27 protein-coding genes and 1 tRNA gene are annotated in these 26,982 nt (G+C 66.0%); 20 read left to right on the top strand and 8 right to left on the bottom strand.

Annotation, left to right across the window (positions count from 1 at the left end; translation table 11 throughout):
- Positions 1 to 139 precede the first annotated feature (139 nt).
- On the top strand, positions 140 to 742 hold the full coding sequence (gene betI / locus KLP42_RS02345) for a transcriptional regulator BetI (RefSeq protein WP_215564450.1): 603 nt from the start codon (positions 140 to 142) through the stop codon (positions 740 to 742).
- Between the two features lie 74 nt (positions 743 to 816).
- On the top strand, positions 817 to 2,280 hold the full coding sequence (betB, locus tag KLP42_RS02350; RefSeq protein ID WP_215564452.1) for a betaine-aldehyde dehydrogenase: 1,464 nt from the start codon (positions 817 to 819) through the stop codon (positions 2,278 to 2,280).
- A gap of 355 nt (positions 2,281 to 2,635) precedes the next feature.
- Here betB and KLP42_RS02355 read toward each other — a convergent pair whose 3' ends face one another.
- Both KLP42_RS02355 and KLP42_RS02360 read right to left on the bottom strand, forming a co-directional pair.
- Positions 2,636 to 2,983, bottom strand: coding sequence for a helix-turn-helix domain-containing protein (locus tag KLP42_RS02355; RefSeq protein ID WP_215564454.1), 348 nt, complete (start codon positions 2,981 to 2,983; stop codon positions 2,636 to 2,638).
- A 3-nt stretch (positions 2,984 to 2,986) separates the two neighbouring features.
- Positions 2,987 to 3,232 (bottom strand): type II toxin-antitoxin system RelE family toxin, encoded by a 246-nt coding sequence (locus KLP42_RS02360; protein ID WP_215564456.1) that lies wholly within the window; start codon positions 3,230 to 3,232, stop codon positions 2,987 to 2,989.
- Positions 3,233 to 3,284: 52 nt separating this feature from the next.
- Here KLP42_RS02360 and betA point away from each other — a divergent pair, with 52 nt between their 5' ends.
- The gene (gene betA, locus KLP42_RS02365) at positions 3,285 to 4,937 is read left to right on the top strand and encodes a choline dehydrogenase (RefSeq protein WP_215564458.1); all 1,653 of its coding nucleotides are present in this window, start codon (positions 3,285 to 3,287) and stop codon (positions 4,935 to 4,937) included.
- 7 nt (positions 4,938 to 4,944) lie between these two features.
- Here betA and KLP42_RS02370 read toward each other — a convergent pair whose 3' ends face one another.
- Both KLP42_RS02370 and KLP42_RS02375 read right to left on the bottom strand, forming a co-directional pair.
- Positions 4,945 to 5,310: a type II toxin-antitoxin system VapC family toxin gene (locus KLP42_RS02370; RefSeq protein ID WP_215564460.1), complete on the bottom strand. Its 366-nt coding sequence runs from the start codon at positions 5,308 to 5,310 to the stop codon at positions 4,945 to 4,947.
- Positions 5,304 to 5,525, bottom strand: coding sequence for a ribbon-helix-helix domain-containing protein (locus tag KLP42_RS02375; protein ID WP_215564462.1), 222 nt, complete (start codon positions 5,523 to 5,525; stop codon positions 5,304 to 5,306). The genes KLP42_RS02370 and KLP42_RS02375 overlap by 7 nt, the downstream gene beginning before the upstream one ends.
- Before the next feature lie 271 nt (positions 5,526 to 5,796).
- Here KLP42_RS02375 and KLP42_RS02380 point away from each other — a divergent pair, with 271 nt between their 5' ends.
- From KLP42_RS02380 to KLP42_RS02420, 9 genes are all read left to right on the top strand, one after another.
- Complete coding sequence (locus tag KLP42_RS02380) at positions 5,797 to 6,351, top strand: RNA polymerase sigma factor (protein ID WP_215564464.1); 555 nt, start codon at positions 5,797 to 5,799, stop codon at positions 6,349 to 6,351.
- Positions 6,348 to 6,791: a hypothetical protein gene (locus tag KLP42_RS02385; RefSeq protein ID WP_215564466.1), complete on the top strand. Its 444-nt coding sequence runs from the start codon at positions 6,348 to 6,350 to the stop codon at positions 6,789 to 6,791. Before KLP42_RS02380 ends, KLP42_RS02385 begins: the two co-directional genes overlap by 4 nt.
- Positions 6,788 to 7,237 (top strand): periplasmic heavy metal sensor, encoded by a 450-nt coding sequence (locus KLP42_RS02390; protein ID WP_215564468.1) that lies wholly within the window; start codon positions 6,788 to 6,790, stop codon positions 7,235 to 7,237. The genes KLP42_RS02385 and KLP42_RS02390 overlap by 4 nt, the downstream gene beginning before the upstream one ends.
- 76 nt (positions 7,238 to 7,313) lie before the next feature.
- The gene (locus KLP42_RS02395) at positions 7,314 to 8,918 is read left to right on the top strand and encodes a DUF1800 domain-containing protein (RefSeq protein WP_215564470.1); all 1,605 of its coding nucleotides are present in this window, start codon (positions 7,314 to 7,316) and stop codon (positions 8,916 to 8,918) included.
- Between the two features lie 2 nt (positions 8,919 to 8,920).
- Positions 8,921 to 10,144 carry a DUF1501 domain-containing protein gene (locus KLP42_RS02400; protein ID WP_215564472.1) on the top strand — a complete coding sequence of 408 codons (1,224 nt, stop codon included), beginning with the start codon at positions 8,921 to 8,923 and terminating at the stop codon, positions 10,142 to 10,144.
- A gap of 160 nt (positions 10,145 to 10,304) precedes the next feature.
- On the top strand, positions 10,305 to 11,648 hold the full coding sequence (locus KLP42_RS02405; RefSeq protein ID WP_215564475.1) for a chloride channel protein: 1,344 nt from the start codon (positions 10,305 to 10,307) through the stop codon (positions 11,646 to 11,648).
- Positions 11,649 to 11,895: 247 nt separating this feature from the next.
- The gene (locus KLP42_RS02410; protein ID WP_215564477.1) at positions 11,896 to 12,930 is read left to right on the top strand and encodes a TRAP transporter substrate-binding protein; all 1,035 of its coding nucleotides are present in this window, start codon (positions 11,896 to 11,898) and stop codon (positions 12,928 to 12,930) included.
- 74 nt (positions 12,931 to 13,004) lie between these two features.
- The gene (locus KLP42_RS02415) at positions 13,005 to 13,544 is read left to right on the top strand and encodes a TRAP transporter small permease (protein ID WP_215564479.1); all 540 of its coding nucleotides are present in this window, start codon (positions 13,005 to 13,007) and stop codon (positions 13,542 to 13,544) included.
- Positions 13,545 to 14,855 carry a TRAP transporter large permease gene (locus KLP42_RS02420; protein WP_215564481.1) on the top strand — a complete coding sequence of 437 codons (1,311 nt, stop codon included), beginning with the start codon at positions 13,545 to 13,547 and terminating at the stop codon, positions 14,853 to 14,855.
- A gap of 47 nt (positions 14,856 to 14,902) precedes the next feature.
- On the opposite strand, the gene KLP42_RS02425 is transcribed toward KLP42_RS02420, so the two are convergent.
- Positions 14,903 to 16,216: a phosphatidylglycerol lysyltransferase domain-containing protein gene (locus KLP42_RS02425; protein WP_252192697.1), complete on the bottom strand. Its 1,314-nt coding sequence runs from the start codon at positions 16,214 to 16,216 to the stop codon at positions 14,903 to 14,905.
- A gap of 525 nt (positions 16,217 to 16,741) precedes the next feature.
- Here KLP42_RS02425 and KLP42_RS02430 point away from each other — a divergent pair.
- The 3 genes from KLP42_RS02430 (at position 16,742) to cysN (ending at position 20,089) form a co-directional block, all read left to right on the top strand.
- The gene (locus tag KLP42_RS02430) at positions 16,742 to 17,488 is read left to right on the top strand and encodes a phosphoadenylyl-sulfate reductase (RefSeq protein ID WP_215564815.1); all 747 of its coding nucleotides are present in this window, start codon (positions 16,742 to 16,744) and stop codon (positions 17,486 to 17,488) included.
- 160 nt (positions 17,489 to 17,648) lie between these two features.
- Positions 17,649 to 18,605 (top strand): sulfate adenylyltransferase subunit CysD, encoded by a 957-nt coding sequence (cysD, locus tag KLP42_RS02435; RefSeq protein ID WP_215564483.1) that lies wholly within the window; start codon positions 17,649 to 17,651, stop codon positions 18,603 to 18,605.
- Positions 18,605 to 20,089, top strand: a complete 1,485-nt coding sequence (gene cysN, locus KLP42_RS02440; protein WP_215564485.1) for a sulfate adenylyltransferase subunit CysN — start codon at positions 18,605 to 18,607, stop codon at positions 20,087 to 20,089. The genes cysD and cysN overlap by 1 nt, the downstream gene beginning before the upstream one ends.
- A gap of 49 nt (positions 20,090 to 20,138) precedes the next feature.
- Here the strand turns inward: cysN and KLP42_RS02445 are convergent, their stop codons facing one another.
- Positions 20,139 to 21,200, bottom strand: coding sequence for a LacI family DNA-binding transcriptional regulator (locus tag KLP42_RS02445; RefSeq protein ID WP_215564487.1), 1,062 nt, complete (start codon positions 21,198 to 21,200; stop codon positions 20,139 to 20,141).
- A 768-nt stretch (positions 21,201 to 21,968) separates the two neighbouring features.
- Here KLP42_RS02445 and KLP42_RS02450 point away from each other — a divergent pair.
- Together KLP42_RS02450 and KLP42_RS02455 are read left to right on the top strand one after the other, a co-directional pair.
- Entirely contained in the window at positions 21,969 to 22,322 is a 354-nt protein-coding gene (locus tag KLP42_RS02450) for a hypothetical protein (RefSeq protein ID WP_215564489.1), read from the top strand.
- 247 nt (positions 22,323 to 22,569) lie between these two features.
- A complete protein-coding gene (locus KLP42_RS02455; protein ID WP_215564491.1) occupies positions 22,570 to 23,172 on the top strand; it encodes a hypothetical protein in 603 nt (200 codons plus the stop codon).
- Between the two features lie 29 nt (positions 23,173 to 23,201).
- Here KLP42_RS02455 and KLP42_RS02460 read toward each other — a convergent pair.
- Positions 23,202 to 23,276 (bottom strand) — tRNA-Gln (locus KLP42_RS02460).
- Between the two features lie 176 nt (positions 23,277 to 23,452).
- Between KLP42_RS02460 and KLP42_RS02465 the strand changes: the two genes are divergently transcribed.
- The 3 genes from KLP42_RS02465 to KLP42_RS02475 all read left to right on the top strand — a co-directional run bounded on the left by KLP42_RS02465 (position 23,453) and on the right by KLP42_RS02475 (position 25,914).
- Positions 23,453 to 23,749 carry a cupin domain-containing protein gene (locus tag KLP42_RS02465; protein ID WP_215564493.1) on the top strand — a complete coding sequence of 99 codons (297 nt, stop codon included), beginning with the start codon at positions 23,453 to 23,455 and terminating at the stop codon, positions 23,747 to 23,749.
- Positions 23,750 to 23,756: 7 nt separating this feature from the next.
- Complete coding sequence (locus tag KLP42_RS02470) at positions 23,757 to 24,671, top strand: MBL fold metallo-hydrolase (RefSeq protein ID WP_215564494.1); 915 nt, start codon at positions 23,757 to 23,759, stop codon at positions 24,669 to 24,671.
- A 493-nt stretch (positions 24,672 to 25,164) separates the two neighbouring features.
- The gene (locus KLP42_RS02475) at positions 25,165 to 25,914 is read left to right on the top strand and encodes an SDR family oxidoreductase (protein ID WP_215564496.1); all 750 of its coding nucleotides are present in this window, start codon (positions 25,165 to 25,167) and stop codon (positions 25,912 to 25,914) included.
- A 62-nt stretch (positions 25,915 to 25,976) separates the two neighbouring features.
- On the opposite strand, the gene KLP42_RS02480 is transcribed toward KLP42_RS02475, so the two are convergent.
- Positions 25,977 to 26,891 carry a DUF1499 domain-containing protein gene (locus tag KLP42_RS02480; RefSeq protein ID WP_215564498.1) on the bottom strand — a complete coding sequence of 305 codons (915 nt, stop codon included), beginning with the start codon at positions 26,889 to 26,891 and terminating at the stop codon, positions 25,977 to 25,979.
- Positions 26,892 to 26,982: the final 91 nt, after the last annotated feature.

The following is a 26,982-nucleotide window of genomic DNA, read 5'->3' on the forward strand; positions in this document are numbered from 1 at the left end:
AAACTGGTCCGCCGTTGATCGCCGTCAAGCGCCAGCCGTACGGCCGCTTCCGGCAGCTCACGCGCGAACGGCGCAGGCGGCATATTTTTGTTGATTGATCAGTCAATCAAAAATAGACTAGCGCCATCAGGAGACAGCAATGCCCAAGCTTGGAATGGAACCGGTGCGCCGCAAGGCGCTGGTGGATGCGGCACTGCGCACCATCGGCAGCCAGGGTTCGCTCGATGTGACAATGTCGGAGATTGCCCGCGAGGCCGGCGTTTCGGCAGCGCTCGCCCATCATTACTTCGGCAGCAAGCAGCAATTGCTGCTGGCCACCATCCGCGCGCTGCTGGCCCAGCTGCGGGCGGATGCGGTGGCGGCCCTTGCGGCGGCCGAGACGCCGCGCGCCCGCATTTCCGCCGTCATCCGCGTCTCCTTCCAGGCCGACCAGTTCGCGCCCGACGTGGTGGCCGCCTGGCTTGCCTTCTATTCCGAGGCCCAACGCTCCGAGGACGTGCGCCGCCTGCTGGTGCTCTATGCGCGCAGGCTGCATTCCAACCTGCTCTCCGGCCTGAAGCCGCTCTGCCCGGCACCGCTTGCCGAACAGATCGCCGATGGCGCCGCAGCGCTTATCGACGGGCTCTATATCCGCCAGTCGCTGAAGGCCGCGCCGCTTTCCATCGATGCTTCCGTCACACTGGTGGAGGATTATGTGGCCGGACAGTTGAACAAGCCGGAGACAGGCACCTCGTCCCGTTGAGCGGGACAGGAAGCCCGGACAGGCGACCGATTGAAACAAGAATGACCGAACGGCAGACCGTCAGGAGACAGGACATGAAAGCCCAGCCCCCCGCCTCGCATTTCATCGACGGCGCCTATGTGGAAGATACCGCCGGCACGCTGATCGAGAGCCTCTATCCCGCCACCGGCGAAGTGATAGCCCGGCTGCATGCGGCAACGCCCGCCATCGTGGAACAGGCCGTCGCCTCTGCCAAGCGCGCCCAGAAGGATTGGGCGGCGCTCTCGCCCACCGCCCGCGGCCGCGTGCTGAAGAAGGCCGCCGACATCATCCGCGAACGCAACCGCGAACTCTCCGAACTGGAAACGCTCGACACCGGCAAGCCGATCCAGGAAACCATCGTGGCCGACCCGACCTCCGGCGCCGATGCCTTCGAATTCTTCGGCGGCATTGCCGCAACCGCCCTTAACGGCTCGCACATTCCGCTGGGCGGCGACTGGGCCTATACCAAGCGCGTGCCGCTCGGCGTCTGCGTCGGCATCGGGGCCTGGAACTATCCGCAGCAGATCGCCTGCTGGAAGGGAGCACCGGCGCTCGCAGCCGGCAATGCGATGATCTTCAAGCCCTCGGAAGTGACGCCGCTCGGCGCGCTGAAGATCGCCGAGATCCTGATCGAAGCCGGCGCGCCGAAGGGGCTCTACAATGTGATCCAGGGCGACCGGGACACCGGACCGCTGCTGGTCAACCATCCCGATGTCGCCAAGGTCTCGCTGACCGGCTCCGTGCCGACCGGCCGCAAGGTGGCCGCCGCCGCCGCCGGACAATTGAAGCATGTGACGATGGAACTCGGCGGCAAGTCGCCGCTCATCGTGTTCGACGATGCCGATATCGACAGCGCCATTTCCGGCGCCATGCTGGGCAATTTCTATTCCACCGGACAGGTCTGCTCCAACGGCACCCGCGTTTTCGTGCATCGCGCCATCAAGGAACAGTTCCTCGCCCGCGCAAAGGCCCGCACGGAGGCGATCGTGATCGGCGACCCGCAGGACGAGGCAACCCAGATGGGGCCGCTCGTCTCCTTTGCCCAGCGCGAGAAGGTGCTTGGCTATATCGAGAAGGGCAAGGCCGAAGGCGCACGTCTGGTCACCGGCGGCGGCATTCCCAACACCGCCTCCGGCGAAGGCTATTTCGTGCAGCCGACCATCTTTGCCGACGTGACCGATGACATGACCATCGCGCGGGAAGAGATTTTTGGCCCCGTGATGTGCGTGCTGGACTTCGAGGACGAGGCCGAGGTGATCGCCCGCGCCAATGCCACCGAATTCGGCCTCGCCGGCGGCGTCTTCACCGCTGATCTCTCCCGCGCCCACCGGGTGGTGGACCAGCTGGAGGCCGGCACGCTGTGGATCAACACCTACAATCTCTGCCCGGTGGAAATCCCCTTCGGCGGCTCCAAGCAATCCGGCTTCGGACGCGAAAATTCGGCGGAAGCGCTCTCGCATTATTCCGAACTGAAGACGGTCTATGTCGGCATGGGCAAATGCGAGGCGCCGTATTGAGCGAACATTCGGCAGGTTGGGTGAAGACGCTCGATACCAGCAGTGCCTCGCCTCACCCCCCTCTGCCCTGCCGGGCATCTCCCCCTCAAGGGGGGAGATCAGCAGAACGCCAGCCAGTCATTCACGCGGAAAGGTTCAATAAAGAAGATCAGCCCGCCGACGACCAAGAATGGCTAAAGCGGATGCCCCAGGTCGATCTCCCCCCTTGAGGGGGAGATGTCCGGCAGGACAGAGGGGGGTAGCCCCAGATGTGACATTCCATGGAAAAGCGATCATGAACCAGGCAGATTTCGACATCACCGCTTCCGGCTCTGCCTCGCAGTCTCACCCGGGACCGCCGTGCACCGGCGCTTGCTTAGAGCACGATATCGTCCAGATCGACCTTCAGAGCCGCGGCGATGCGCTTGAGCACGTCGACGGAGCCGGTCTTCTTGCCGCTTTCGATTTCCGACAGGTAGGGCTGGGAGATGCCGGCGGCGGCAAGCTCCGAGACGGACATCTTGCGGTACGTGCGGAAGGTGCGGATGCGGCTGTCGGTTTCCCACAGCGCATAGACGAGTTCGGCCGGCCAGGTTTCTTCCCCCGCCCGGACGCGCGCCATAACTCTCTCTGCCACGATAGTATCGAGCAGGTCTTCGTAATCGTCCTCGGGGATGAGCACATAGGTCTCGCCGTCGATGACGGTCTTGCGCAGTTCGCCCATGCCTCACTCCTTGTAGATACCGCCGCGCGGTCCGACCTCGATGACGATAAACACCATCGTCTGCTCATCGAGGATAACGCAGTCATCACCGACGCGAATTCTCAAAAGCTGGCTGCCCTTCAATGCCTTCACGTCGACCCGTTCGCCGCGCGCAAAGGCATCGATCTTCAACCGGATGGCATTCCGGCGCTTCGGCTGCATCCGGTCCAGCACCTTGATCGCAGCCTTGGTGTACTCCACCCGTTTCATGCCACCGCTGTAGCAAAGAGCTATAGTTTTTCAACCTTGTGGACCTGATATCATGAACCAGGCAGATTTCGTCATCATCGGTTCCGGCTCGGCCGGCTCGGCCATGGCCTGGCGCCTGTCGGAGGATGGCCGGCACAGTGTCATCGTGCTGGAATTCGGCGGCTCGGATGCCGGGCCCTTCGTGCAGATGCCGGCGGCGCTTGCCTATCCCATGAACATGGACCGCTATAACTGGGGTTACCTTTCGGAACCCGAACCGCATCTCAACCATCGCCGGATGATTGCGCCGCGCGGCAAGGTGATCGGCGGCTCCTCCTCGATCAACGGCATGGTCTATGTGCGCGGCCACGCGGAAGACTTCAACCGCTGGGAAGAGCTCGGCGCCACCGGTTGGGCCTATGCGGACGTGCTGCCCTATTTCAAGCGCATGGAGCATGCGCATGGCGGCGAAGAGGGCTGGCGCGGCACCGATGGTCCTCTGCATGTGCGGCGCGGCGCGGTGAAGAACCCGCTCTACAAGGCCTTCATCGAGGCGGGTCGGCAGGCCGGTTTCCCCGTGACGGAGGATTACAACGGCCGCCAGCAAGAAGGGTTCGGCCTGATGGAGCAGACGAGCTGGGCCGGCCGCCGCTGGTCCGCCGCCAATGCCTATCTGAAGCCGGCGCTGAAGCGCGACAACTGCCGGCTGATCCGCTGCTATGCGCGCCGCGTGGTGTTCGAGGGGTTGAAGGCGATCGGCGTCGAGGTGGAGATCGGCGGCAGGATCGAGGTCATTCGTGCAAACAGCGAGGTGATCGTCGCAGCATCGGCCTTCAACTCGCCAAAAATCCTGATGCTGTCCGGCATTGGCCCTTCGGCACATCTCGGGGAGATGGGGATCGAGGTCGTGGCGGACCGGCCGGGTGTCGGCCAGAACCTGCAGGACCACCTCGAATATTATCATCAGTTCCGCTCGACACAGCCGATCACGCTGCATTCGAGGAACAACTGGTTCTGGAAGGGCGTGGTGGGCGCCGAGTGGCTGTTCTTCAAGACGGGGCTCGGCACCTCCAACCAGTTCGAGGCAGCCGCCTTCATCCGCTCGGCCCCAGGCGTCAAATGGCCGGACATCCAGTATCACTTCCTGCCGATCGCCGTATCCTATGACGGCAGGTCGGCGGCCGACGGCCACGGCTTCCAGGCGCATGTCGGCTACAACATGTCGAAATCGCGCGGCTCCGTCACGCTGCGCTCGCCAGATGCCAGGGACGCACCGGTGCTGCGCTTCAACTACATGAGCGATGCGGAGGACTGGGTGAAATTCCGCCATGCGGTGCGCGTCACCCGCGAAATATTCTCACAACCGGCCTTCGCCCCCTATATGGGCGGCGAGATCGCGCCGGGGCCGAAGGTGCAGTCGGACGAGGAGATCGATGCCTTCCTGCGCGAACATCTGGAAGGCGCCTACCACCCCTGCGGCACCTGCAGGATGGGCCGCGAGAGCGACCCCATGGCGGTGGTCGACCCGACGACCAAGGTGATCGGCGTGGAAGGCCTGCGCGTCGCCGACTCCTCGATCTTCCCGCATGTCACCTATGGCAACCTCAACGGCCCCTCGATCATGACCGGAGAAAAGGCGGCCGACCACATTCTGGGCCGCCAGCCCCTGCCTCGCAGCAATCAGGAACCGTGGATCAACCCGAACTGGCAGGTGAGCGACCGGTAGGGCACCTTCACCGCCGATACGGAACGCGAATGCCTGGATCCGTCTCAGGCAGGTCCTTCACGTCGCGTGTGACGAGCAGGTGGTCGTGCACCCGGGCGCTTGCCCAGACGATCGCATCCGGCAACTTGAGACGGTATGAGCGCCGCAGTTCGACAGCCTGCTCGGCAACCTGCTGATCGAGCGCGATCAGGTGGAAGCCGGAAAGGAAGTCGCGGGTGGCCTCGCGATGCTGTTCAACCGCGCCGACCATGACCTCCATCCACGTGATCATGCTGATCGAGCGGTGCCGGTAGAGATCGATCTCGGCGGCGGCCGCAGCAACACCGTTCAGGTAATCGATCAGAATATTCGTGTCGAACAGCGCCTTCACCATTCCTCCCGCAGCGACCGCTGATAGGCTACGCCATCCACCTCAGGATCCGAGCCGGCCCAAAGACCGAAGGCGGCTTCCATGCGCGGCTTTTCACGCCGCTGCAGAAGATCCGCAACCGCTTCGCGAATGAGCGCGCTGCGCGATACGTTTTCTTCCCGCGCCAGCCGATCCAGCGCGGCCACGGCCTTGTCTTCCAGATCGATGAGGGTACGCATGGGATCTCCACTATATATCGTATAGATATATATCATATCGATCGCACTTCACGCAATCGACAAGGAAGGCACAACACCCCGCCTCCCCACCGACGGAAAATTGCCACGCTTGCGTTGAAGGGGCATAACCATGGTCAGAGGACAAGCGAAACGCGCGCATGCCGGCCCGCAGCCCGTTGAAAAAGCACCCGCCCTGCCTCTTTCCGCAGGCTAGCGGGAGAACTGGTACGCCGGGCGCCCAGCGTCCCGGCCAGCTTCGCCGGGCGCCAGGATGAAGGACGATCCCGACGCAGATCTCGTGCGGCGCGTGGCGGCGGGGGAACCGGCTGCGATGCGGGCCATGGTGGCGGCCAAGCTGCCGCGGCTTCTTGCGCTCGCTACTCGAATGCTGGGCGACCGCGCGGAGGCCGAGGACGTGGCGCAGGAAACCTTCCTGCGCATTTGGAAGCATGCCGGCACCTGGCGACAGGGCCGCGCGAAGTTCGACACATGGACGCATCGCGTGGCACTGAACCTCTGTCATGACCGGCTGCGCCGGCGAAAGGAGATTGCCATGGCCGATCCGCCGGAGCTTGCCGACACCGCGCCGCTGCCGGATGCGGGGCTTGCAACGGAAGAAGCCGAGCGGTTGAAGGTCGAGCACGCCCTGCAGGCGATTGCCCCCCGGCAGCGCGAGGCCATCATCCTGGTCTATTATCAGGAGATGTCGAACATCGAGGCGGCGGCGGTCATGCAGGTGAGCGTCGATGCGCTGGAAAGCCTGCTGTCGCGCGGGCGACGCTCCCTGCAGCAGATTCTGGTCACGGACGAGGAAGGTGAACCATGAGGACAGACGAGGCACAGACGCCCGTGATGGACGAAGCGGCCTTCGCGGCCCTGATCGAGGCCTATGGCGCCGATCCTATGCGCTGGCCGCAGGATCGGCGTGCCGCCGCACTTGCCCTTGCGCAGACACCGTCGGTGGCGCGCAGGCTGGATTCGGCCGCAAGGCTCGATGCGGCACTTGCCATGCTTGCCGCCCCGCAACCGAAAGCGGCGCTTTCCGGCCGCATCCTTGCCGATGCCGAGCGGCACGTGACGATCAGAACCCGGCTGCGGCGCTGGCTTGTCGGCGCCGGCCTGATCGGCATCGGGCTTGCCGGCGGCCTGACCGGGGCCATGGCGGTGGCCGTCGTGCTGCCGGGCCAGGGCGCCGGCCTGGAGATTGCCAGCGGCGACACCGCCTTCGGCGCCATCGACAGCGACTTGATACGGGAAACACCATGACGGATTCGGGCTTCCGCTGGCTGGCGATCGGCCTTCTCCTGGCCAACACCTTTCTGCTTTGCGCCCTCGTCGGAGGCGGCTTTGTCTATCTCTACCACAGCGACACGCCGCCGCCCGGCCGCCTGCCGCTGGCAGGCGAGCAATTGCCGTCCCGAACGCGGGCCGATTTCCAGAAGGCGCTGGCCGAGGCGCGCCGGGAGGTGCGCTCCACCGTGCTGCAGGGGCGTCAGGCCCGCGTCGAGGCGGCCGCCCTGCTCGGAAAGCCCGAGCTGGATGCAGAGGCGCTGGCCGATGCGCTGGAAAAGGCCCGCGATGCGGAAACCGCCGTTCGGGCCGCCGTCGAGAAGCGGGCGGTGGATTTCGTCGCCACCCTGTCGCTGGACGAGCGCCGCCGGCTGGCCGACGGACTGATCGGCCGCGAGGCGCCCAGATCCGCCACGAAATGACCTTAATCGAGGAGCGACGGATTTTGCCGATCCGCCGCGTTGAAGGGCCGATGACGCAACGGAGTTCGTATCGATCATGGCCAATTCCAAGGACCTTGATGCCGCGCTTGCGCTGTGGCGCTTCGGGCTCGGCGCCCAGGACGGCAGCATCTCCGCCATCAAGGCGGATGCACGCGACCTGCTGAGGCAGGAAATCGTCGAAAAGGCGGTGCCAACCCCGGTCAATGCACAGCTGGCCTCGCATGCCGACCTGCTGACGGCGCTCTACGACTATCAGGATGCGGTGCGCGCCGAGCGCGACCGGCCGGCGATGACACCGGTGGCGGCGGCAGCCTCCGAGGCGGCTAAGGCCGCGGAAGGCGCCCGGCAGGCCATGCCGAAGGCCACCGACAGCATGGACGGCAGCACGCAGAAGGCCGCCGCAGCCGCAAGCGGTGCCCCCATGCCCAGCGGTGACACGGGCATGTCACGGGGCGCGCCGCAGGCTCCGGATGCCGTGCAGGATGCCATGCAGGGCGGCGGCCCCGCCTCGCGGACAGCCCAGCAGAAGCCGAAGCGCGACAAGCCCTATTTCCCGCAGGAGATCCTGCTGGCGGAAGCGGATGCCCGCTTCAACGGCACCATCCACCAGCCGCTGATCGGGTTTGGCGAGCGGCTGGCGATGTTCTGGGCCAACCATTTCGCCGTGGCCATCTCGAAGAATGGCGAGGTGCATATCCTGGCCGGCTGTCTGGAGCGCGAGGCGATCCGTCCGAACCTGTTCGGCCGGTTCGAGGACATGCTGGTGGCGGTGGAAACCCATCCGGCCATGCTGATCTTCCTCGACAACCAGCTGTCGATCGGCCCGAACTCGCCAGCCAACCGCAACGGCAAGCGCGGCCTCAACGAAAACCTTGCCCGCGAGATCATGGAACTGCACACGCTTGGTGTCGATGGCGGCTACAGCCAGGCGGATGTGACCGCCTTTGCCCGCGTGATTACCGGCTGGACGGTCTATCGCGACCGCAAGCGGCCCGGCCCGCTCGGAACCTTCCTGTTCAACGAAGGGGCGCACCAGCCCGGCGACCAGACGGTGATGGGCCTGACCTATGCCGATGACGGGTTCGATCAGGGCAAGTCGGTGCTGCGCGATCTCGCCCGCCATCCGGCCACCGCCCGGCATCTCGCCACCAAGCTTGCCCGCCACTTCGTTTCCGACCAGCCGCCGAAGGCGCTGATCGACCAGATGGCGGCCGCCTATACCAGGAGCGACGGCGATCTTTCGGCCGTCTACATGGCGATGATCGATGCCGACGAGGCCTGGACGCCGCAGCTGACCAAGATCCGCCCGCCGCTCGTCTATGTCACCGCGCTGCTGCGCGCCACCGGACTCAGGCCGAAGCCGAACCAGATCGTCTCTGTGCTGAAGGCACTCGGCCAGCCGCTGTGGAATCCGTCCGGACCGAACGGCTTTGCCGATGTCAGCGATGCCTGGGCCTCCTCGGAGGGGCTGGCGACCCGCATCGATACGGCAAGCCTGTTCGCCCATCAGGTCGGCGGCGCGGTCGATCCGCGCGCCTTCGCCGGCGACCGTTTCGGGCCGCTCCTGACCGATGACACGCTGCAGGCGGTTTCCCGCGCCGAGACCCGGCCGCAGGGCCTGTCCATCGCTTTCCTCTCTCCCGAATTCCAGAGGGCCTGATCATGCTGTGCGAAACCCTGACCCCCACCCGCCGCGCCGTGCTGGGCGCTTCCGGTGCACTGTTTGCCTGGGCCTTCATGCCGAAGTTCGCCCATGCGGCCGGCGGGCGCGATCCACGCTTCGTCACCATCATCCTGCGCGGCGCGCTCGATGGCCTGACTGCGGTGCCGCCGCTCGGCGACCCCGGCTACGCCTCGCTGCGGCAGGACATTGCGCTGACCCGGGATGGCGACAATGCCGCCCTGCCGCTCGATGGCTTCTTCGGCCTGCATCCGTCGATGCCCTATTTCCAGAAGCTGTTCCAGGCAAAGCAGGCCGCCGTGGTGCATGCGAGCGCCACCGCCTATCGCGAACGTTCGCATTTCGACGGGCAGGATGTTCTGGAATCCGGGTATCCCACACCCGGACATGTCGAGACCGGCTGGCTGAACCGCCTGCTGGAAGGTTTGCCGGCCGGTGAATTGATCTCCCCCGGTCCGGCGGAGCGGGTGCGGGGGCTGTCCGTCGGAGCCACCGCCCCGCTCGTCATTCGCGGCAAGGCGCCGGTGCTCGGCTGGGCGCCACCCGTGCTGAAGGCGGCCGATGGCGATCTGGCGCCGCGGCTGATGGATCTCTACGGCAGGACCGATCCGCTGCTGGCCGGCCTGCTGAAGGAAGGCATCGAGACCGGCAAGATCGCCTCGGGCCTCGACATGAAGGCAAGGGGTGGCCCCGGCGATCCGGACGGCATGGAACAGATGGCGCGCGGTGCCGCGCGGCTGATTGCCGAGCCCGCGGGACCGCGCGTGGCGGCGCTTGCCTTCGAAGGCTGGGACACCCATGCGCAGGAAACGGAGCGGCTGGCCAAACTGCTGACGGGCCTCGACCGCTCGATCGCCGCCTTCCATCAGGAACTCGGACCGGCCTGGAAGGACACCGCCATCGTGATTGCCACCGAATTCGGCCGCACCGCCCGCATCAACGGCACGGAAGGCACCGACCACGGCACGGCGACCACCGCCTTCCTGGCCGGCGGCGCGGTTGCCGGCGGCCGGGTGATCACCGACTGGCCGGGTCTGAAGGAGGCACAGCTGTTCGAGGGCCGCGATCTTGCCCCCACCACGGATCTGAGTGCCGTCATCAAGGGCATCGCCGTGGACCTGCTCGGCGCCGATGCCGGCCATCTGGCCGAAGCGGTGTTTCCCGGCTCGGCCAGGGTGGCGCCGATGAAGGGCCTGATCGTCTGACCGGACCGCGCCGACACCTGCGAGACGACCGGCCGCAGACGGCTGCGACCGGTTCAAAACAGCCAGACGGGCCGCATTCTGCCCAAACAAGCCTTGCCATGGCGGGTCCTTCGGGCGTTAAAGGGGGTATCCCCTGCCCCGCATCCGAGTTTTACCCGCCATGCCCGTCCCCTATCGCCGCTCCAAGATGTTCCGCCGTTCGCGCGTCATGCGCGGTTCCTGGTCGGTGTGGAAGCCGAGGATCGTGTTCTGGATCGGCGCCGTGGCGATCGGCGTCGTCAGTGTCGGCTTTGCCATGGCGGCCGACCGGGCGCAGCACCTGTTCCAGGCCATCAATGCCTCGCACCCTTACGCCTTCCTGGCGCCGCTGCTGCTGACACCGGCCGGCTTCGCGCTTTGCGCCTGGATGGCGTTCTCCTGGTTCCCCAATTCGCAGGGCAGCGGCATTCCGCAGGCGATTGCCGCAAGACATCTGCAGGACGAGGCCTCCCGCAGTGTTCTCCTGTCCTTGAAGATCGCCGCCGGCAAGATCCTGCTGACGATCATCGGCCTGTTCTGCGGTGCCTCGATCGGTCGCGAGGGCCCGACGGTGCAGGTGGGGGCTGCGATCATGCTGGCCAGCGGGCGCATCGGCGGCATGGCGCAGGCACGCGGCCTTATCCTTGCCGGCTCCGCCGCCGGCATCGCCGCCGCCTTCAACACGCCGCTTGCGGGCGTGGTCTTCGCCATCGAGGAAATGAGCCGCACCTTCGAATCCCGCTCCAACGGCCTCGTGCTGATGGCGGTCATCCTGTCCGGCCTGGCGGCGCTGGGACTGGTCGGCAGCTACACCTATTTCGGCGAGACCACGGTCGGCGCGACGAGCAGCCTCGACTGGATGATGGTACTGGCCTGCGGGCTTGCCGGCGGCGCGCTGGGCGCCTGCTTCAGCGCGGGAGCGCTTTCCGTTGCGCGGCGGGTGCGCCGCTGGGCGCAGCCGGCACCGGTGCGCCGTTCCGTGGCGCTGGCCGCCGGCTGCGGACTGGCGGTCGCGCTGATCGGCATCCTGTCGGGCGGCGCCACCTTCGGCACCGGCTACGAGCAGTCGCGGGCGATCCTCGAAGGTCAGGCGCCCGGTGCCTTCTTCTTCCTTGAAAAATTCGCGACCACCTTCCTCTCGATGGCCTCCGGCATTCCGGGCGGCATCTTCGCCCCCTCGCTGACGGTCGGCGTCAGCCTCGGCGGCTCGCTGGCGGAACTGGTCGGCGGCAATATCGCGCTGGGCGCCATCCTCGGCATGGCCGGCTATTTCGCCGGCGTCGTGCAGGCGCCGATGACCGCCTTCGTCATCATCATCGAGATGACCGGCAATCATGAGGCGGTGATCCCGATCATGGCCGCCTCCATGCTGGGCTATGTCACCTCGCGGCTGATCGCGCCGGAACCGCTCTATCACGGGCTTTCGCGCGCCTTCCTGGCCCAGGTGCTGCGCCTGCAGCGCAGCGAACAGCGCGGCGGCCATTGACGGCGGGGGAGAGGTGCGGCCGACGCACCGCAACACATAACCTGCAGGCTATCTATCCCTTGACGATTTTTATTTGCGCGCCCTTCACGCTTCTGTAAGCATAACCAGCATGGGGAAGGCTGCGGTCTCAGGAGGATCTCGCTGCCTTGGGAGGGGTTACGGCAGGCGTCAAGCCTGCAGAAGCACCGAAGAGGAGGCGTTCCGGCGCACATTCCCCCAGTCAGTCTGAGCGCGATTGGAGGAGAACATGTTGCGCAAATTGCTTTTGGCCGCCCTGTCCGGTGCGGCCCTTTCCATTTCGGGCGTTTCGGCCCTTGCCGCCGATGTCGTGCTGAAGCTTCACCACTTCCTGCCGCCGCAGGCCACCATTCCGTCCAACGTGCTGCAGCCCTGGGCCGACAAGATCAAGGCGGACTCCAAGGGCCGCATCGAGGTGGAGATCTATCCGGCCATGCAGCTGGGCGGCAAGCCGGGCGAACTGGTGGACCAGGTCAAGGACGGCGTGGTCGATCTCGGCTGGACGCTGATCGGTTATACGCCGGGCCGCTTCCCGAAATCGGAAGCCTTCGAGCTGCCGTTCATGGTCACCACCGCCGAGGCCACCTCGATGGCCTATTACGACTACTACCAGAAGCACCTGAAGGATGAATTCAAGGACTTCCACGTTCTGGCCGTTCACACCCACGGTCCGGGCCTGCTGCACACCATCCAGTCGAAGCCGATCAAGTCGCTTGCCGACATGAAGGGCCTGAAGCTGCGCGGCACGTCAAAGGTGGTCAACCAGATGCTGGAGGCGATGGGCGCCGCTGCCGTCGGCATGCCGGTCACGACCGTTCCGGAATCGCTGTCGAAGAGCGTCATCGACGGCACCGTTGTTCCGTGGGAAGTGACGCCGTCGATCAAGATCGCCGAGCTGGCGCCGAACCATACCAGCTTCTCCGGCAAGACCGGCCTCTACACGGCGACCTTCATCTTCGCCATGAACAAGGACAGCTATGACGCGCTGCCGGCCGACCTGAAGAAGGTGCTCGACGACAATTCCGGCAAGGAACTGGCCGCCAAGTTCGGCGCCGCCATGGATGCCGGCGACGTGAAGGGCAAGGCGCTGGCCGACAAGGCCGGCAACACGACCTATGTCCTCGACGAGGCCGAGACCGCCAGGTGGAAGGCAATCGGCGACAAGGTGACGAAGGACTGGATCGCCGACATGGACAAGAAGGGCCTGGACGGCACCGGGCTCTACAAGGACGCCACCGCGCTGATCCAGCAATACACGAAGTAAGCATCATCCTCCCCGTCCAGGCGCGGCCCCGCCCGCGCCTGGACGTCCTTGCATCCCGCAACCGGAATATCCCGATGTCTACCGACACTCCCACTGCCTTAGACGCGATGCAGCGCGTCGTCGATCGCCTGGCCGGCCTGCTGGTCGGCTTCGGCGGCCTCTGCCTCGTCGCGGCCTGCGCACTCACCGGCGCCTCCATTCTCGCCAGCATCTTCTCCCGGCCGATTCCCGGCGAGATCGAGCTGGTCGAAGCGCTGTGCGGCATTGCCGTGTTCGCCTTCTTACCCTTCTGCCAGCTGCGGCGCGGCCATGTGGGTGTCGACCTCATCATCAGCGCGCTCGGCCCGCGGGCGATGAACTGGTCGCAGCTGATCGGCGACGTGGTGATTGCCGTGCTGATCGCGCTGCTGACCTGGCGCCACGGCATCGGCCTGATGGACAAGTACGGCAATGGCGAAACCACGCCGCTGCTGCTGCTGCCGGTCTGGTGGGGCTATGCGGTGGCCATGCTGCTGCTGGTGGCCAATGTCTTCGTCTGTCTCTTCGTCATCCTGGCGGACCTGCGCGACATCCGCCGCGGCAATGCCATCGTCGCATCGGTGGGAGCGCACTGAATGAGCAATGTTGAAATCGGACTCTGGTCCTTCCCCGTCCTCATCGTGCTGATCCTGCTGCGCGTTCCGATCGCGGCCGCCATGCTCGGCACCGGTGTCGTCGGCACCTATCTGGTGCTTGACCGCTGGACACCGATCCTGGCGCAGCTGAAGGCCCTGCCCTGGGCAACCAATGCCAATTATTCACTCTCCATCATTCCGCTCTTCCTGCTGATGGGCCAGTTTGCGGCCCGCGGCGGCATGAGCCGCGCCCTGTTCAGCGCGGCGGCAGCCTTTGTCGGCCACCGCAAGGGCGGTGTCGCCATGGCCGCCATCGGTGCCAGCGCCGGCTTCGGCTCGATCTGCGGCTCCTCGCTGGCAACGGCCGCCACCATGGCGCAGGTCGCGCTGCCGGAACTGCGCCGTCACGGCTATGCGGGTGGCCTTGCCACCGCCAGCCTTGCCGCCGGCGGCACGCTCGGCATCCTCATTCCGCCCTCGGTCGTGCTGGTGCTCTATGCCATCCTCGCCGAACAGAACATCGCCAAGCTGTTTCTCGCCGCCTTCGTGCCGGGCATTCTGGCGGCGATTTCCTATCTGGTCGTGATTGCGATCTATGTGCGCCTGAAGCCGGAAAGCGCCGGCGAGGCGCCGCGCATTCCCTGGCGGGAACGCATTCCGGCTCTCATCGCCGTGTGGCCGGTGGTGGCGATCTTCCTGCTGGTGGTCGGCGGCATCTATCTCGGCTTCTTCACGCCCACCCAGGCCGCCGCCGTCGGCGCCGCCTCGGCCGGCCTCGTCGCCTGGAAGAATGGCGGGCTGGACCGCAAGTCGCTGCTGGACTGCTTCAAGGAAACCGCCGTCTCCACCGGCATGATCTTCTTCATCGTGCTCGGCGCCTCGGCCTTCAACTCCTTCCTCGCCTTCTCGCGCCTGCCGCAGGTGGGGGCCGAATGGGTGACGGCGCAGGGCTTCTCGCCGATGACCGTGCTCGTCATCATCCTGGCGCTCTACATCATCTTCGGCTGCATCATGGATTCGCTGTCGATGATCGTGCTGACGATCCCGATCTTCTTCCCGATCGTCACCGCAATGGATTTCGGCATGACGCCGGAACACTTCGCCATCTGGTTCGGCATTCTGGTGCTGATGGTGGCCGAGATCGGCATGATCACGCCGCCGGTGGGGCTGAACCTGTTCATCATATCGGCGATGTCGCGAGAGGTTCCCGTGCGCGAAACCTACAAGGGTATCGTGCCCTTCGTCACCGCCGATCTGGTGCGCATCGCCATCCTGACGGCCTTTCCGATCATCTCGACCTTCCTGGTCTGAGAACCGTCTTTCCTTCGCCGCCGCACGCAGGCGGCGAAGGACGCCCTTCAGCGACGCAGGATGCCCTTCAGGCCGCCGCCGATCAGCATCGTCACGTCGATCATCGAGGCAAGCGGCAGGCCGGCGCCGCCGACAGCCAGATAGCGCGGTTCCCAGACCGGATCGAATTTCGACTTGAAGGCCAGCACGCCCTGGAAATTGTAGAAGCGTTCGCCGTTTTCGAAGACCTGGCGGCAGATGTGGTTCCAGAGCGGCGCACCGGGATGGGTGGGCAGGCCTGACAGCGGCGCCATGCCGAGGTTCAGCGTGCGGAACCCCTTTTCCTTCAGCCCCTCCATGATGCGCACGAAGAGAAGATCCATCATGCCGCGATGCGTGCCGGGAATATGGCGCATCAGGTCGATGAAGGCATCTCCCTCGCCGGAGGCCGTCAGAAGATTGGCAAAGGCCACGATGCGGCCCTCGATGCGGATGACCGCCACCGGGCTTTCGCACAGATAGGCATTCTGGAAAGTCCCGAGCGAAAAGCCCTTTTCCGCCGCATTGTGCGCGGCAAGCCAGGCATCGGAGATCTGCCGCAGTTCATCCAGCACCGCCGGCACCGCGGAGGGCTCCAGCAGTGCAAATTCCAGCCCGTCCCGCTCGGCGCGGTTGATCGAGCGGCGCAGTTTCAGCCATTCACCGCCCTTCAGGCTGAAGCGGGAAAGATCCACCACCGCCTGTTCGCCGAGCTTGTAGGGCCGCAAGCCGCAATCGGCAGCGACCGGCAGGAAGGCCGGAGAGACCTGGTAGAACACGGGTCGGCGGCCGTTGCGGCGGGCATCCTCGGCAAAGGCCTGCACCAGGTCCGCCCAGCGCTCCTGCGGGCCGACCGGATCGAACAGCGCCACCTGCGACCTGCCCTGAACGGCATACATGATGAAGGCATCGCGCGCGGCCGAAAAGAAGAGCTGCTTGTCGCCGAGCCGCACCAGACCAGCGCTGGCATTGCCCTGGCGGGCGACGATATCGCAGGCGGTGCGCATGTCCTCGGCATCAGGACGGTTCCTCGGCCGCTGTACCGGACGCATCAGGCGCTGACCGGCCCAGGCGCCGGCAATCAGCGTCAACGAAAGCGTGGTGCCCGTCTCCTCGCCGATCGCCGGAGCTCCCCACAGGCGCAGCGCCAGCAGGATCTCCTCCATGAACAGGCACACGGTAAGGGCCGCGGCAAGGGCAAGCACGCCGGCCCGGCCGAACAGGGCGGAAACGTCGCGCAGATCCGGCCGCCACTCGCGCCACAGCGCGGCACATCGGGAGATCGTCGGCGTTGCCGGCATCGCCGGCACGATCAGGTCACTGTCAGCGGAAAGCGTATCCATGGTGTATCCGTCAACATCTCGCTCGGAACATGCCGGACAGGCTCTTCCGGCGGCCGCTCATTATCACGCTTCTGTGAAGGAAGCGATAAGGTGCAGGCTTTCGAGAAGATGAAGCCCGCACCTCGCCTTGCGGCCTTTCCGGCCCTGGCACAGATGCTGCGGCGGACTGCCCGAGACAGGGCCCGGATCAGGGCGTGACCGCCGTTTCCCGCAGGCCACCCGACCGGCTGACCCGGCCGGTGGGATCGGCCTCTGGGATCGGCCGCGGGGATCAGTTGGTGGGATCGGCTGGCGGCCCCGCTGCGGTCCGCCATTCGCATCGCTGCGGGTATTCTGACAATGGCCCTGGCCTGTCGCGTGCCGGGCGCGCGGCAGGCCCGCTTTTTCACGAGGCTTCGCTTTTGGAGAGAGATTTGCTCCGGGCCGCGCCAGCTTCAAATGCCTGTTTCTGTCCGCCTGCGACCGGACGTGGAATAAAGGAGGGAACCGCAATGCAGCACAGGCACGCCCATGACCCAGCATCAGATGACCCGGCATCAGGCGCCACCGGCCGTCGCCGCGCTCGACGCGCAACTGGCCGCCCTCGACCTTCCCGGCCGGCTTTCGCTCGCCGCAAGTCTCGGCCGGACCGTCTTCACCACCTCGCTCGGCATCGAGGACCAGGTGATCACCGCCGCGATCGGCACGCATCGCCTGCCGATCGAGGTGGCGACGCTGGAGACCGGGCGGCTGTTTGCCGAAACCGTCGCGCTGATCGGTGAAACGGAGGAGCGCTACGACCTGTCGATCCGCCGCTTTCACCCCGAGGCGCGCGATGTCGATGCCTATGCGGCGCAATATGGCCTGAACGGCTTCTACGAGAGTGTCGAAGCCCGCCACGCCTGCTGTCATGTGCGCAAGCTGAAGCCGCTCGCCGCGGCCTTGGCTGGCGCCGACATCTGGATCACCGGCCTTCGCCGCGGACAATCCGGCAACCGCGCCGCAACGCCCTTTGCCGAATACGATGCCGAGCGCAACCTCCTGAAGATCAATCCGCTGGCCGACTGGGACATCGAGACGATCCGCGCCCATGTGGCGGCGGAGGACATCCCGGTCAACCCGCTGCATGGCCGTGGTTATCCCTCGATCGGCTGCGAGCCCTGCACGCGGGCCATCAAGCCCGGCGAAAGCGAACGCGCCGGCCGCTGGTGGTGGGAAAACGACGAGAAGCGCGAATGCGGCCTGCATGTGGCAGAACCCGCCGCCTCTTCGATCATCGCACCGGCGCATTGAAGTGAGCGGAGCCATACCCCCTCGTTCCACGAGCCTTCGTGACATCTCTCCCTCAAGGGGAGAGATGCCCGGCAGGGCAGAGGGGGGGCTCCAGGCACGCCGCCCAAGAAGCGGCAAAGGACCAGAAAGACGCCGCCGGATGCGGCAAAAAGGACAACTCATGCATTCGCATAGCTCTGAATTCGACCCGCACCGGAACGACCCGGCCGTCAAGCCGCCGCTCGATCCGCATCTGAAGGCGCTGGAGAACGAGGCGATCCACATCTTCCGCGAGGTGGCGGCCGAGTTCGAGAACCCGGTGATGCTCTACTCCATCGGCAAGGACAGCTCGGTGCTGCTGCATCTGGCGCGCAAGGCCTTTTTCCCCGGCCGCGTGCCCTTCCCGCTGCTGCACATCGATACCGGCTGGAAGTTTCCGGAGATGATCGCCTTTCGCGACGAGATGGCGGAAAAATTCGATCTCGATCTGGTGGTCTACACCAATCCGCGCGGCGACAGCGAAAAGATCTCCCCCTTCACCCACGGTTCGGCCTACCACACCGACGTGATGAAGACGGAAGCGCTGCGCCAGGCACTCGATGCCGGCAAATACGATGCGGCCTTCGGCGGCGCACGCCGCGACGAGGAAGCCAGCCGCGCCAAGGAACGCATCTATTCCTTCCGCACGCCCGACCACAAGTGGGACCCGCGCAACCAGCGCCCGGAACTGTGGAACCTCTATAACGGCATGATCCGCCGCGGCGAGAGCGTGCGCGCCTTCCCGCTCTCCAACTGGACGGAAGTGGATATCTGGCGCTACATCCAGGCGGAGAACATTCCGCTGCCGCCCCTCTATTACGCCAAGACCCGCAAGTTCGTCGAACGCGACGGCATGCTGATGTGGGCGGAAGACCCGCGCTTCGAACCGCTGCCGGGCGAACAGGTGCAGGAAGGCATGTTGCGTTTCCGCACCCTTGGCTGCTGGCCGCTGACCGGCGGCATTCGTTCCACCGCGGCAACCCTCGACGAGGTGATCGCCGAACTTGAAATCGCCACCGTCTCCGAACGCCAGGGCCGCGCCATTGACCGCGACCAGGCCGGATCGATGGAAAAGAAGAAGCGCGAAGGATATTTCTGATGACTGCTCCCTCCTCCATCGCCGCCCAGGCCAGCAATGTCGTGCCGATCACCGATGCGGCCAAGGCGGTGCGCGACACCCGCCCGCTGCGCCTCATCACCTGCGGTTCCGTCGATGACGGCAAATCGACCCTGATCGGCCGCCTTCTCTGGGATACCAAGGCCGTCAAGGAAGACCAGGCGGCGGCGCTTTCTCGCGACAGCGGCAAACAGAACGATCTCGGCCTGCCGGATTTCGCCCTGCTGCTCGACGGCCTGCAGGCCGAACGCGAACAGGGCATCACCATCGATGTCGCCTATCGCTATTTCGCCACCGACCGCCGCTCCTTCATCGTGGCCGATACGCCCGGCCACGAGCAGTATACCCGCAACATGGCGACCGGTGCTTCGACCGCCGATCTGGCCGTTCTGCTGGTTGATGCGCGGTCCGGCCTCTTGGAACAGACGCGCCGCCACGCCACCATCGCCTCGCTGATGGGCATCAAGCAGTTCGTGCTGGCGGTCAACAAGTTCGATCTCGTGGCCTATGACAAGGCGGTATTCGAGCGCATCGCCCATGACTTCAAGGAGCTGGCACTGTCGCTTGGCGTGCGCCAGGTGACCGCCATCCCGATGTCGGCGCTGAAGGGCGAAAACGTCGTGTATGAGGGGCGCGCCACCATGCCCTGGTATGACGGCCCGACGCTGGTCGAAACGCTGGAACTGGCCACCACCCGCACGGCGGCGGCCGGCGGTTTCCGCCTGCCGGTGCAGCGCGTCTCGCGCCCCGGCGAAAGCTTTCGCGGCTACCAGGGGACCGTCGCCGGCGGCTCGATCAAGCCCGGCGATTCCGTCGCCATCCTGCCCTCCGGCATGGTCGCCAACGTGAAGCAGATCGTCACCTTCGACCTGGTGCGCAATGCGGCCGTTGCAGGTGACGCCATCACGCTCGTCCTCGACCGGCAGGTGGATGTGTCGCGCGGCGACATGATCGTCTCGCTCGATGCCCAGCCGATGACCGGGCTTGCCTTCGATGCGCAACTGGTCGCCCTGCAGCCGGGCGGCATCGAACCCGGCAAGCGCTACTGGCTGAAGGCCGGCACCCGGCGCCAGCGCGTGCAGGTTTCGCCGCTTTCCCAGCTGGAGCTGGCGAGCGGCAAGTGGAAAAGCCATTCGGACACCTTGCCGATGAACGCGATCGGCAAGGTACGGCTCTCCTTCGACGAGACGGCGATCTTCGATGCCTACGAGCAGAACCGCAACACCGGCGCCTTCATCCTGATCGACCCCGACACGCTGAACACGGTGGCCGGCGGCATGATTTCCGCCAAGCGCTCGGATCTCGGCGGCATCCACCGGGACGGCCAGCGCGTACTGCTGTCGCTGCCGGCGGATCTGGCCGACGAGCTGATGGCAAGCGAGGCCTTCGCGGCCCGCCGCGACGAGGCGGATGTGCGCCGGGTCAGCGCGGCCCGCGCTGCCGAACTGCTGGGCGAGATCGACTAACGCGCCGCACCATGGCGCGACCGGCGGATGAGCCGCCGGCCGTGTCTCGTTACGGCACAACCAGTCCGCCGGGCACGAGATCCGGCGGACGGCGGCGGGTCGTCTGGCGTTCGATCAGTTCGAAACCCAGATTGACGGAATGCAGGCCCGTGCGACTGCCATCGGCGCCGCGGATCATCAGATCGGCCGCGCGATAGCCCATCTCGAACAGCGGCGTGCGCACCGTGGTCAGCGGCGGTTGCATCACGGCGGCGAAATCGAGGTCGTTATAGCCGCAGATACCGAACTGTTCCGGCACCTTCAGGCCCATGCGCTGCGCCTCGAACAGCACGCCGAGCGCCAGATCGTCGTTCTGGCAGAAGACCGCGTCGATATCCGGTCTTACCTTCAGCGCACGGCGCAGCAGCCGGCAGCCCATCTGGGTGGTGGTGGCGGCATTTTCCTGGTGAATGAGGTCGGGATCGTAAAGCCCGGCCTGCTGCATGACGCGGCTGTAGCCCTCGGTGCGCCGGCGGCCCCGCGCATCGAGCATGCCGCCGAGCAGCGCGATGGTGCGATAACCGCATTGCAGCAGATGGCGCGTTGCCGCCTCCGCTGCGGCCACATGATCCACCGCAATCACCGAACCGGCGATCTTGATGCCGAAATCCACCACCTGGACGACCGTGCAATTGGCGTGCTTGACCAGTTCGTGGATGCTTTCCGCCCCCTCAAGGCCGGCCAGCAGGATGCCGGCGGTATTCTGCGACAGAAGCAGCCGCACCTGCCGCATCTCCTCCTCGACGGAGTTGTGCGTATTGGCATACTGGATGCGGAAGGTGGTATCGCGCACCCGCTCCTCCACGCCCTGCATGAAGCTCAGGAAGGCGCGGTTGGTCAGCGTCGGAACCAGAACGCCGAAGGTGGAATTGTGCCGGCTGGCCAGTGCCCGCGCCGCCTGATCCGGCACGTAGCCCATGTCTTCGATGAGATCGAGAATGCGGTTGCGCAGGTTCGGCGAGACCTTCTCCGGCTCGCGCAGCACCCGCGACACGGTGATGGCGCTGACGCCCGCCCGCGTTGCGACATCGATCAGCGTGGTGCGCTCGCCCCGTCCGCGCCGTGCCCTCATGCGCCGGCTCCGCACAGGCGGAAAGGCAGGCATAAAGACGGGTGACTGGCTGGAAAGACGGCCCCCTTTGCCGCCTCCGACATCACCGGACAGTATTTTTCCTTCATGAGACACAACCCCTGATTTCCTCCCGACAGTAACGCGGGAGGTTGCACTTAATCAATGTTGTCCGAAAGGAAAAATCGACCGCCCCACAGAAAGCAACGACTTTCAGACTGGATATAATATGTAACTTTGGCGTTACAATACAGTCCAGAGGGGACCAACGAGCCCTTCCTCAAGGCGGAAAGGTCCGGTTTTCGTCGCCGGCCCGAAGGCCGGACGCCAAGGATCAGAGAACCGTGTTGTAGGCCACCCAGATGATTGCAGCCCACATCAGCAGCGAGATGTTGAGCGACAGGACATAGGGCGAATGGTACAGTTTCATGAACATCTCTTCTCCTCCTCGCATGACCGGGCGCTCCTCCTGCGCTCCGTCACGAAAACGAAATATATCGCCATTGGTTCCCTTCGGCAATGGGGAGCGACCAAAAATGGTCCATATTGAGACAAGCTCATATTAGACGTTCCAAAATGACGCGGCGCCGCCGAAAAAGCAGGCAATGCCAAATTTATTTTGCGGCGCGAAAAGAGGCCTCTCGCACAGTGGGGGCAAAATCTGCTAGTGCGGAGCCAAGGTGCCGCGACCGACAGGTTCTGCGCGCCGAGTGCTGCTTGCGAAGGGCGGCCCTGGCCTCCTTCCTTCCTGAAAACAAAGGTTTACGAAAGATGAACACTCGCTTGACCGCGCTTGCGCTGCTGGCCGGCACGCTGTGCGGATGCACCACCACGCCGCCCCCGCCAAGCCCGATCGAGGTCCGCTGGCAGGGGAAATCGGCCGGCGCCTTCTTCGCCCGTTTTGCACCGCCATATGCCGATACGCGGTCCGGCGACGACACCGTCTACAATTGGCGTGGCGGCTTCCAGCGAATCAAAACTGTGGATGGCCAGTGGATAAGTGCGAGCTGCAGCGCCGCCATCACCACCGATTCGAACTACCGCATCAAGGCAATCCACGTGATCTCGGACCGGCAGGGCAGCAAGGGCCCGAGCTACTGCACGGAACTGCTGACCGCCGAATAGCGCGGTGCGGCCGGCGGCGACCGCTGCCGCGCCGCCCGCAAGCGCCGCAACCAAGGCGGCTCTTCAAGGGCGTGACGCGGTAGCAGCGCTCGCCAGCCGACGGGTGCAAGGCCGCCCGCAAGCGCCTGCAGGCGGCGCGGCTGATCGGCCAACACAGGCGACTGGCCGCCGGCCGGCAGGACATGATATTCGGAAAAACGACTTTTGCCGTCCGCGGCAGGTCGCCCTTCAGCGGATACCGTCGATCATGATCAGGATCGTGACATGCCTTGCCGCCTGCCTTGCGCTGCCCCTCGCCGCCGGTTCGGCCGAGATCGGCGACAGCGCGATCGGTCCGGGCTATGGGCTGATCACCATCCGGGGGCAGTTCATGGCCGGTGACGAGACACGCTTTGCCGCCGCCGCCGCACGCCATGCGGCGGCCACCGTCAGCCTTGCCAGCCCGGGCGGCGAGCTGGAACCGGCGCTTGCCATCGGCAGGACGATCCACGCCCGCGGCTTTTCCACCAGCGTGCCGCCCGCCACGCTCTGCGCCTCCGGCTGCGCGCTCGCCTGGCTTGCCGGCCGGGTCCGGGTGCTCTCGCCCTCGTCCGCGCTGATCGTGCATGGCTCGTTCCGCTACCGCCCGGACGGCCGCCGCGAGGAAAGCCCCACCGGCAATGCCCGCGCCCGCGCCTATCTGGAGGCGCTTGCCCTGCCCGACCCGCTGATCGATTTCGCGACCGAGGCCCGCCGCGACGAACTGCGCCCCCTCACGCCCGAAACGCTCCGCCGCCTCGGCCTTGCGCCACGCCTTCTTCCCGCCGCACAGACAGGCCTGCCCTTCCCGCCCAGGCCAACAGGACGGTGAGGAATAGAATGCAAGGAAGGAGTAAAACATGGCTGGGGCGCCAGGATTCGAACCTGGGAATGCCGGTACCAAAAACCGGTGCCTTACCGCTTGGCGACGCCCCACCGTGAGCGGCCGCTGAACGGTGTTTCCGAAGCAGCCGCAGGCAGGCGCCTCATTAGCAAAGGTGCCGGCGGGTCACAATGTCTAACTGCCGGCGTGTGACAGATTTTTGTGCGCGCCGGTGCACTGCCGTGCTAGGTCTTCGGGCCGACAGCATTCTCTCTGCCGGAGCCTCCTGATGAGCCAGTTTCGCGCCCGCCCGCCCGCCATTGCCACCATGCTGGTCGATGACGCGGTCGCCCGCATCATCCGCTGGGATTTCGAGCCCGGTGCCGATACCGGCGTGCATACCCATGGGCTGGGCTATGTGGTGGTGCCGATGACCGACTGCCATTTCCTGATCGAGGAAGGAGAGAGCGCGCGGACCGCCTTCGTGGCCAGAGGCGCCGCCTATCGGCGCGAGGCGGGCACCACCCATAACGTGGTCAATGCCGGCACCGAACCGATGTCCTTCATCGAGATCGAATACAAGTAGCACCCGCATGGAAGCCTCGGATTTCGACCTGTCCTTCACGCCCGCCCATGGCGAGGCCGTGCCCATTGCCGAGGGCGTGTGGCGCGTGACCTGCAACAACCCCTCCCCCTTCACCTTTCACGGCACCAATTCCTACATCGTGGGGCGGGGCCGACAGGTGGCGGTGATCGATCCCGGCCCGGAGGACGAGGCGCATTTCGAGGCGCTGATGCGGGCCCTGAACGGCCGCAGCGTCAGCCATATCCTTGTGAGCCACACCCATCGCGACCATTCGCCGCTCGCCCGCCGGCTGAAGGCGGAGACAGGTGCGAAAACGGTGGCGGAAGGGCCGCATCGGCCGGCCCGGCCGCTGCATGATGGCGAGGTCAATCCCTTCGCCGAAAGTTCGGATACCGATTTCCTGCCCGACATCGCACTTGGCGACGGCGAGGCGGTGGAGGGTGATGGCTGGCGGCTTTGCGCCGTGCACACGCCCGGCCATACCGCCAACCATTCGGCTTTCGCGCTGGAGGACAGCGGCATCCTGTTTTCCGCAGACCATGTGATGGCCTGGGCGACCACGATCGTGGCGCCGCCGGATGGTTCCATGGCCGATTTCATGGCCTCGATCGACAAGCTGCTTTTGCGAGACGAGGATCGGATCTTCCTGCCCGGCCATGGCGGCCCGGTGTCCGATCCGTCGGCCTTCCTCAGGGCGCTGCGCACCCACCGGCGCATGCGCGAGCGGGCCATTCTGGAGCGGGTGAAGGCCGGCGACGAGACGATCGCAGCAATGGTGAAGGCCATCTATGCCCGCACCGATCCGCGCCTGCATGGAGCGGCCGCCCTTTCGGTGCTGGCGCATCTGGAAGATCTGGCGGAACGCGGCGAGGTGCGCACCGAAGGTCCGCCGGCGCTCGCCGGACGCTATCGGGCGGGCTGACTCCGCGCCGGGGCATCTGCCGCCCGGGCAGACGCTCTTCCGCGCGGCTTGACGCGGCGGGCGTGGCCCGGACGCTTGCGGAGCTTTCGCCGGGAGGTGAATGCGCGCAAGTCTCGATCGATCAACGGGGCGCCGCGGTGCTCGACACGGAAACGGGAGCGATGCCTTGGCGCTGTCGCGTCCAAGGTACCTCGAGGAATGGCAAAACGCCTGTGATGCGGGCCATGCAGGCGGCCGCAGGCAGCACATCCCCGTCATGCCTCCGGCTGGATGCCCCCGCGCCTTTCCTCCCTGCATCGGCAGAACCCGCCTTCCCGAACAGCGGCAGGGGATCGAGACGCAGCATCTGCCGATGGCGGACACAGGGGCGGCCGGCTTCAATGCGAAAGCGGGCGGCGTCATCGGCTTTCCCGATCGCCTCGCTGCAGGAAACGGGTGTCGGACAGGCCCGTGCGTCCCGTAAGCCTTGGCCTCCCCAACACGGAGAGCATCAATGGGAATTCTGCAAGACAAGGTGGCAATCATCACCGGGGCATCCTCGGGCATCGGACGGGCGGCGGCCCTGCTGTTTGCGCGACAGGGCGCGGCCGTGGTTCTCAACGCACGGGGTGCCGAAGGGCTGGAACGCGTCGCGGCGCGCATCCGTGAGGCCGGCGGCCGGGTGCGGTTCCTTGCCGGTGACGCCGGCACAGCCGCGACGCAGGAGGCTCTGGTGGCCGAAGCGGTGGAAGGCTTCGGCGGCCTCGATATTGCCTTCAACAATGCCGGAACGGTTGGCGCGGCGCGGCCGCTGGCCGAGCTTCTGCCCGAGGAATGGCAACAGACACTGACGACAAACCTGACGGCCGCCTTCCTGGCCAGCCGGGCGCAGATCCCCGCCATGCTGAAGCGCGGCGGTGGATCGATCGTGTTCACCTCGAGCTTCGTCGGCACCAGCGTCGGCCTGCCCGGCATGGCCGCCTATGGCGCGGCAAAGGCGGGACTGATGGGGCTGGTGAAGGGCATTGCGGCCGATTACGGCGCGCAGAAGATCCGCGCCAATGCGCTTTTGCCGGGCGGCACCGATACCGGCATGGCCGGCGATCAGGCGCAGAAGGACTGGGCGGCCGGCCTGCATGCCATGAAGCGCATTGCCCGGCCGGAGGAGATCGCCGAGGCCGCACTGTTCCTGGCCGGGCCGGGGGCAAGCTTCGTCACCGGTTCCGCCCTGTTTGCCGATGGCGGCAATGCGGCGGTGAAGTAAGGCTGGCCGGGGCTGCGCCCGCCGGCTTTGCGGTGCCGCTGCGGGCCGGCCCTTCCCCCGCCTCACTCAGCGGCGATACCCAGCAGTTCCGCATCAAGCGCCCGCAGGAAACCTTCGGCAAGCCTGGCGCCCTCGCCCAGATCATGCGGCCCGAAGCGGGTGGCGACACGCATGTCCACCAGCGTCGTCTCCTCCTCCTCGCGCAGGCGCACCACGAGATCGAAGGGCAGCCCGAGAATCAGCGTGCGCGTATCGCCCTGCAGCAGAAGTTCGCCGGCCGGCGCCGCCGGAACCGGCGACGGCTCGACCAGCGAGGGACGCGGCAGCGGAATGGGAATGACATCCGGCACCGGCTGGTTGGCGCCACCGCTTGCGGTCAGCGCGCGGTCCGGTTCCGCCGGCGCGGGCGGGCGCGCAGCAGGCGTCCTGCGGGTGTTCTGGAAGTGGATGCGGTTTTCCCGGCCCACCTTCACCACGGCTTCATATACCCGGTCGAGCGCGCCCTCGTAGCGGCGGCCGGTGAGCGCCGGATAGGCGAGGCGCTGCCGGTCCCGATCCGCGGGCGACACGAAGGAGGGCCGCGGCAGCCAGATCTGCTCGGCCACCACCTGCCGCTTCCAGGCCGGCGGATCGTCCGGATCGGTCGTCACATCGTAAAGATGCGGCAGGTTCTCGTAGAGAAACAGGCCGTGGAGCACCAGGGCAAGCGGCGGCAGCGCGCAGACGATGGCAGTGGCCGAGGCGATGCCGCCACGCGCCCCCACCTGCCACAGCCGCATCAGGCCGCGAAGCGCCAGCGGCAGGCTCAACGCCGCCATGGCCCCCGCCGCCAGCAGGAGCGCAATGAAATGCGGCGTCGCCAGCGGACCGAAACGATGCGCCAGAATGGCCAGCACGAACAGCAGAAGGCCGCCTTCGGCCAGCCTCTTGCCGGCATAGGCAGCCCTGGAAACCGGCCTCACGAAACGTACGGTCATCTCATCCTTCCGGCGGCATGGTGGCATGCCGGGGTCCGCGTCCGGCCATCCGGACCAGGCCCCGATCTGTCTGGCTGCCGTTTCCCCCGAA

It is taken from the genome of Rhizobium sp. CSW-27, assembly GCF_018760785.1.
GTDB lineage: Bacteria > Pseudomonadota > Alphaproteobacteria > Rhizobiales > Rhizobiaceae > Neorhizobium.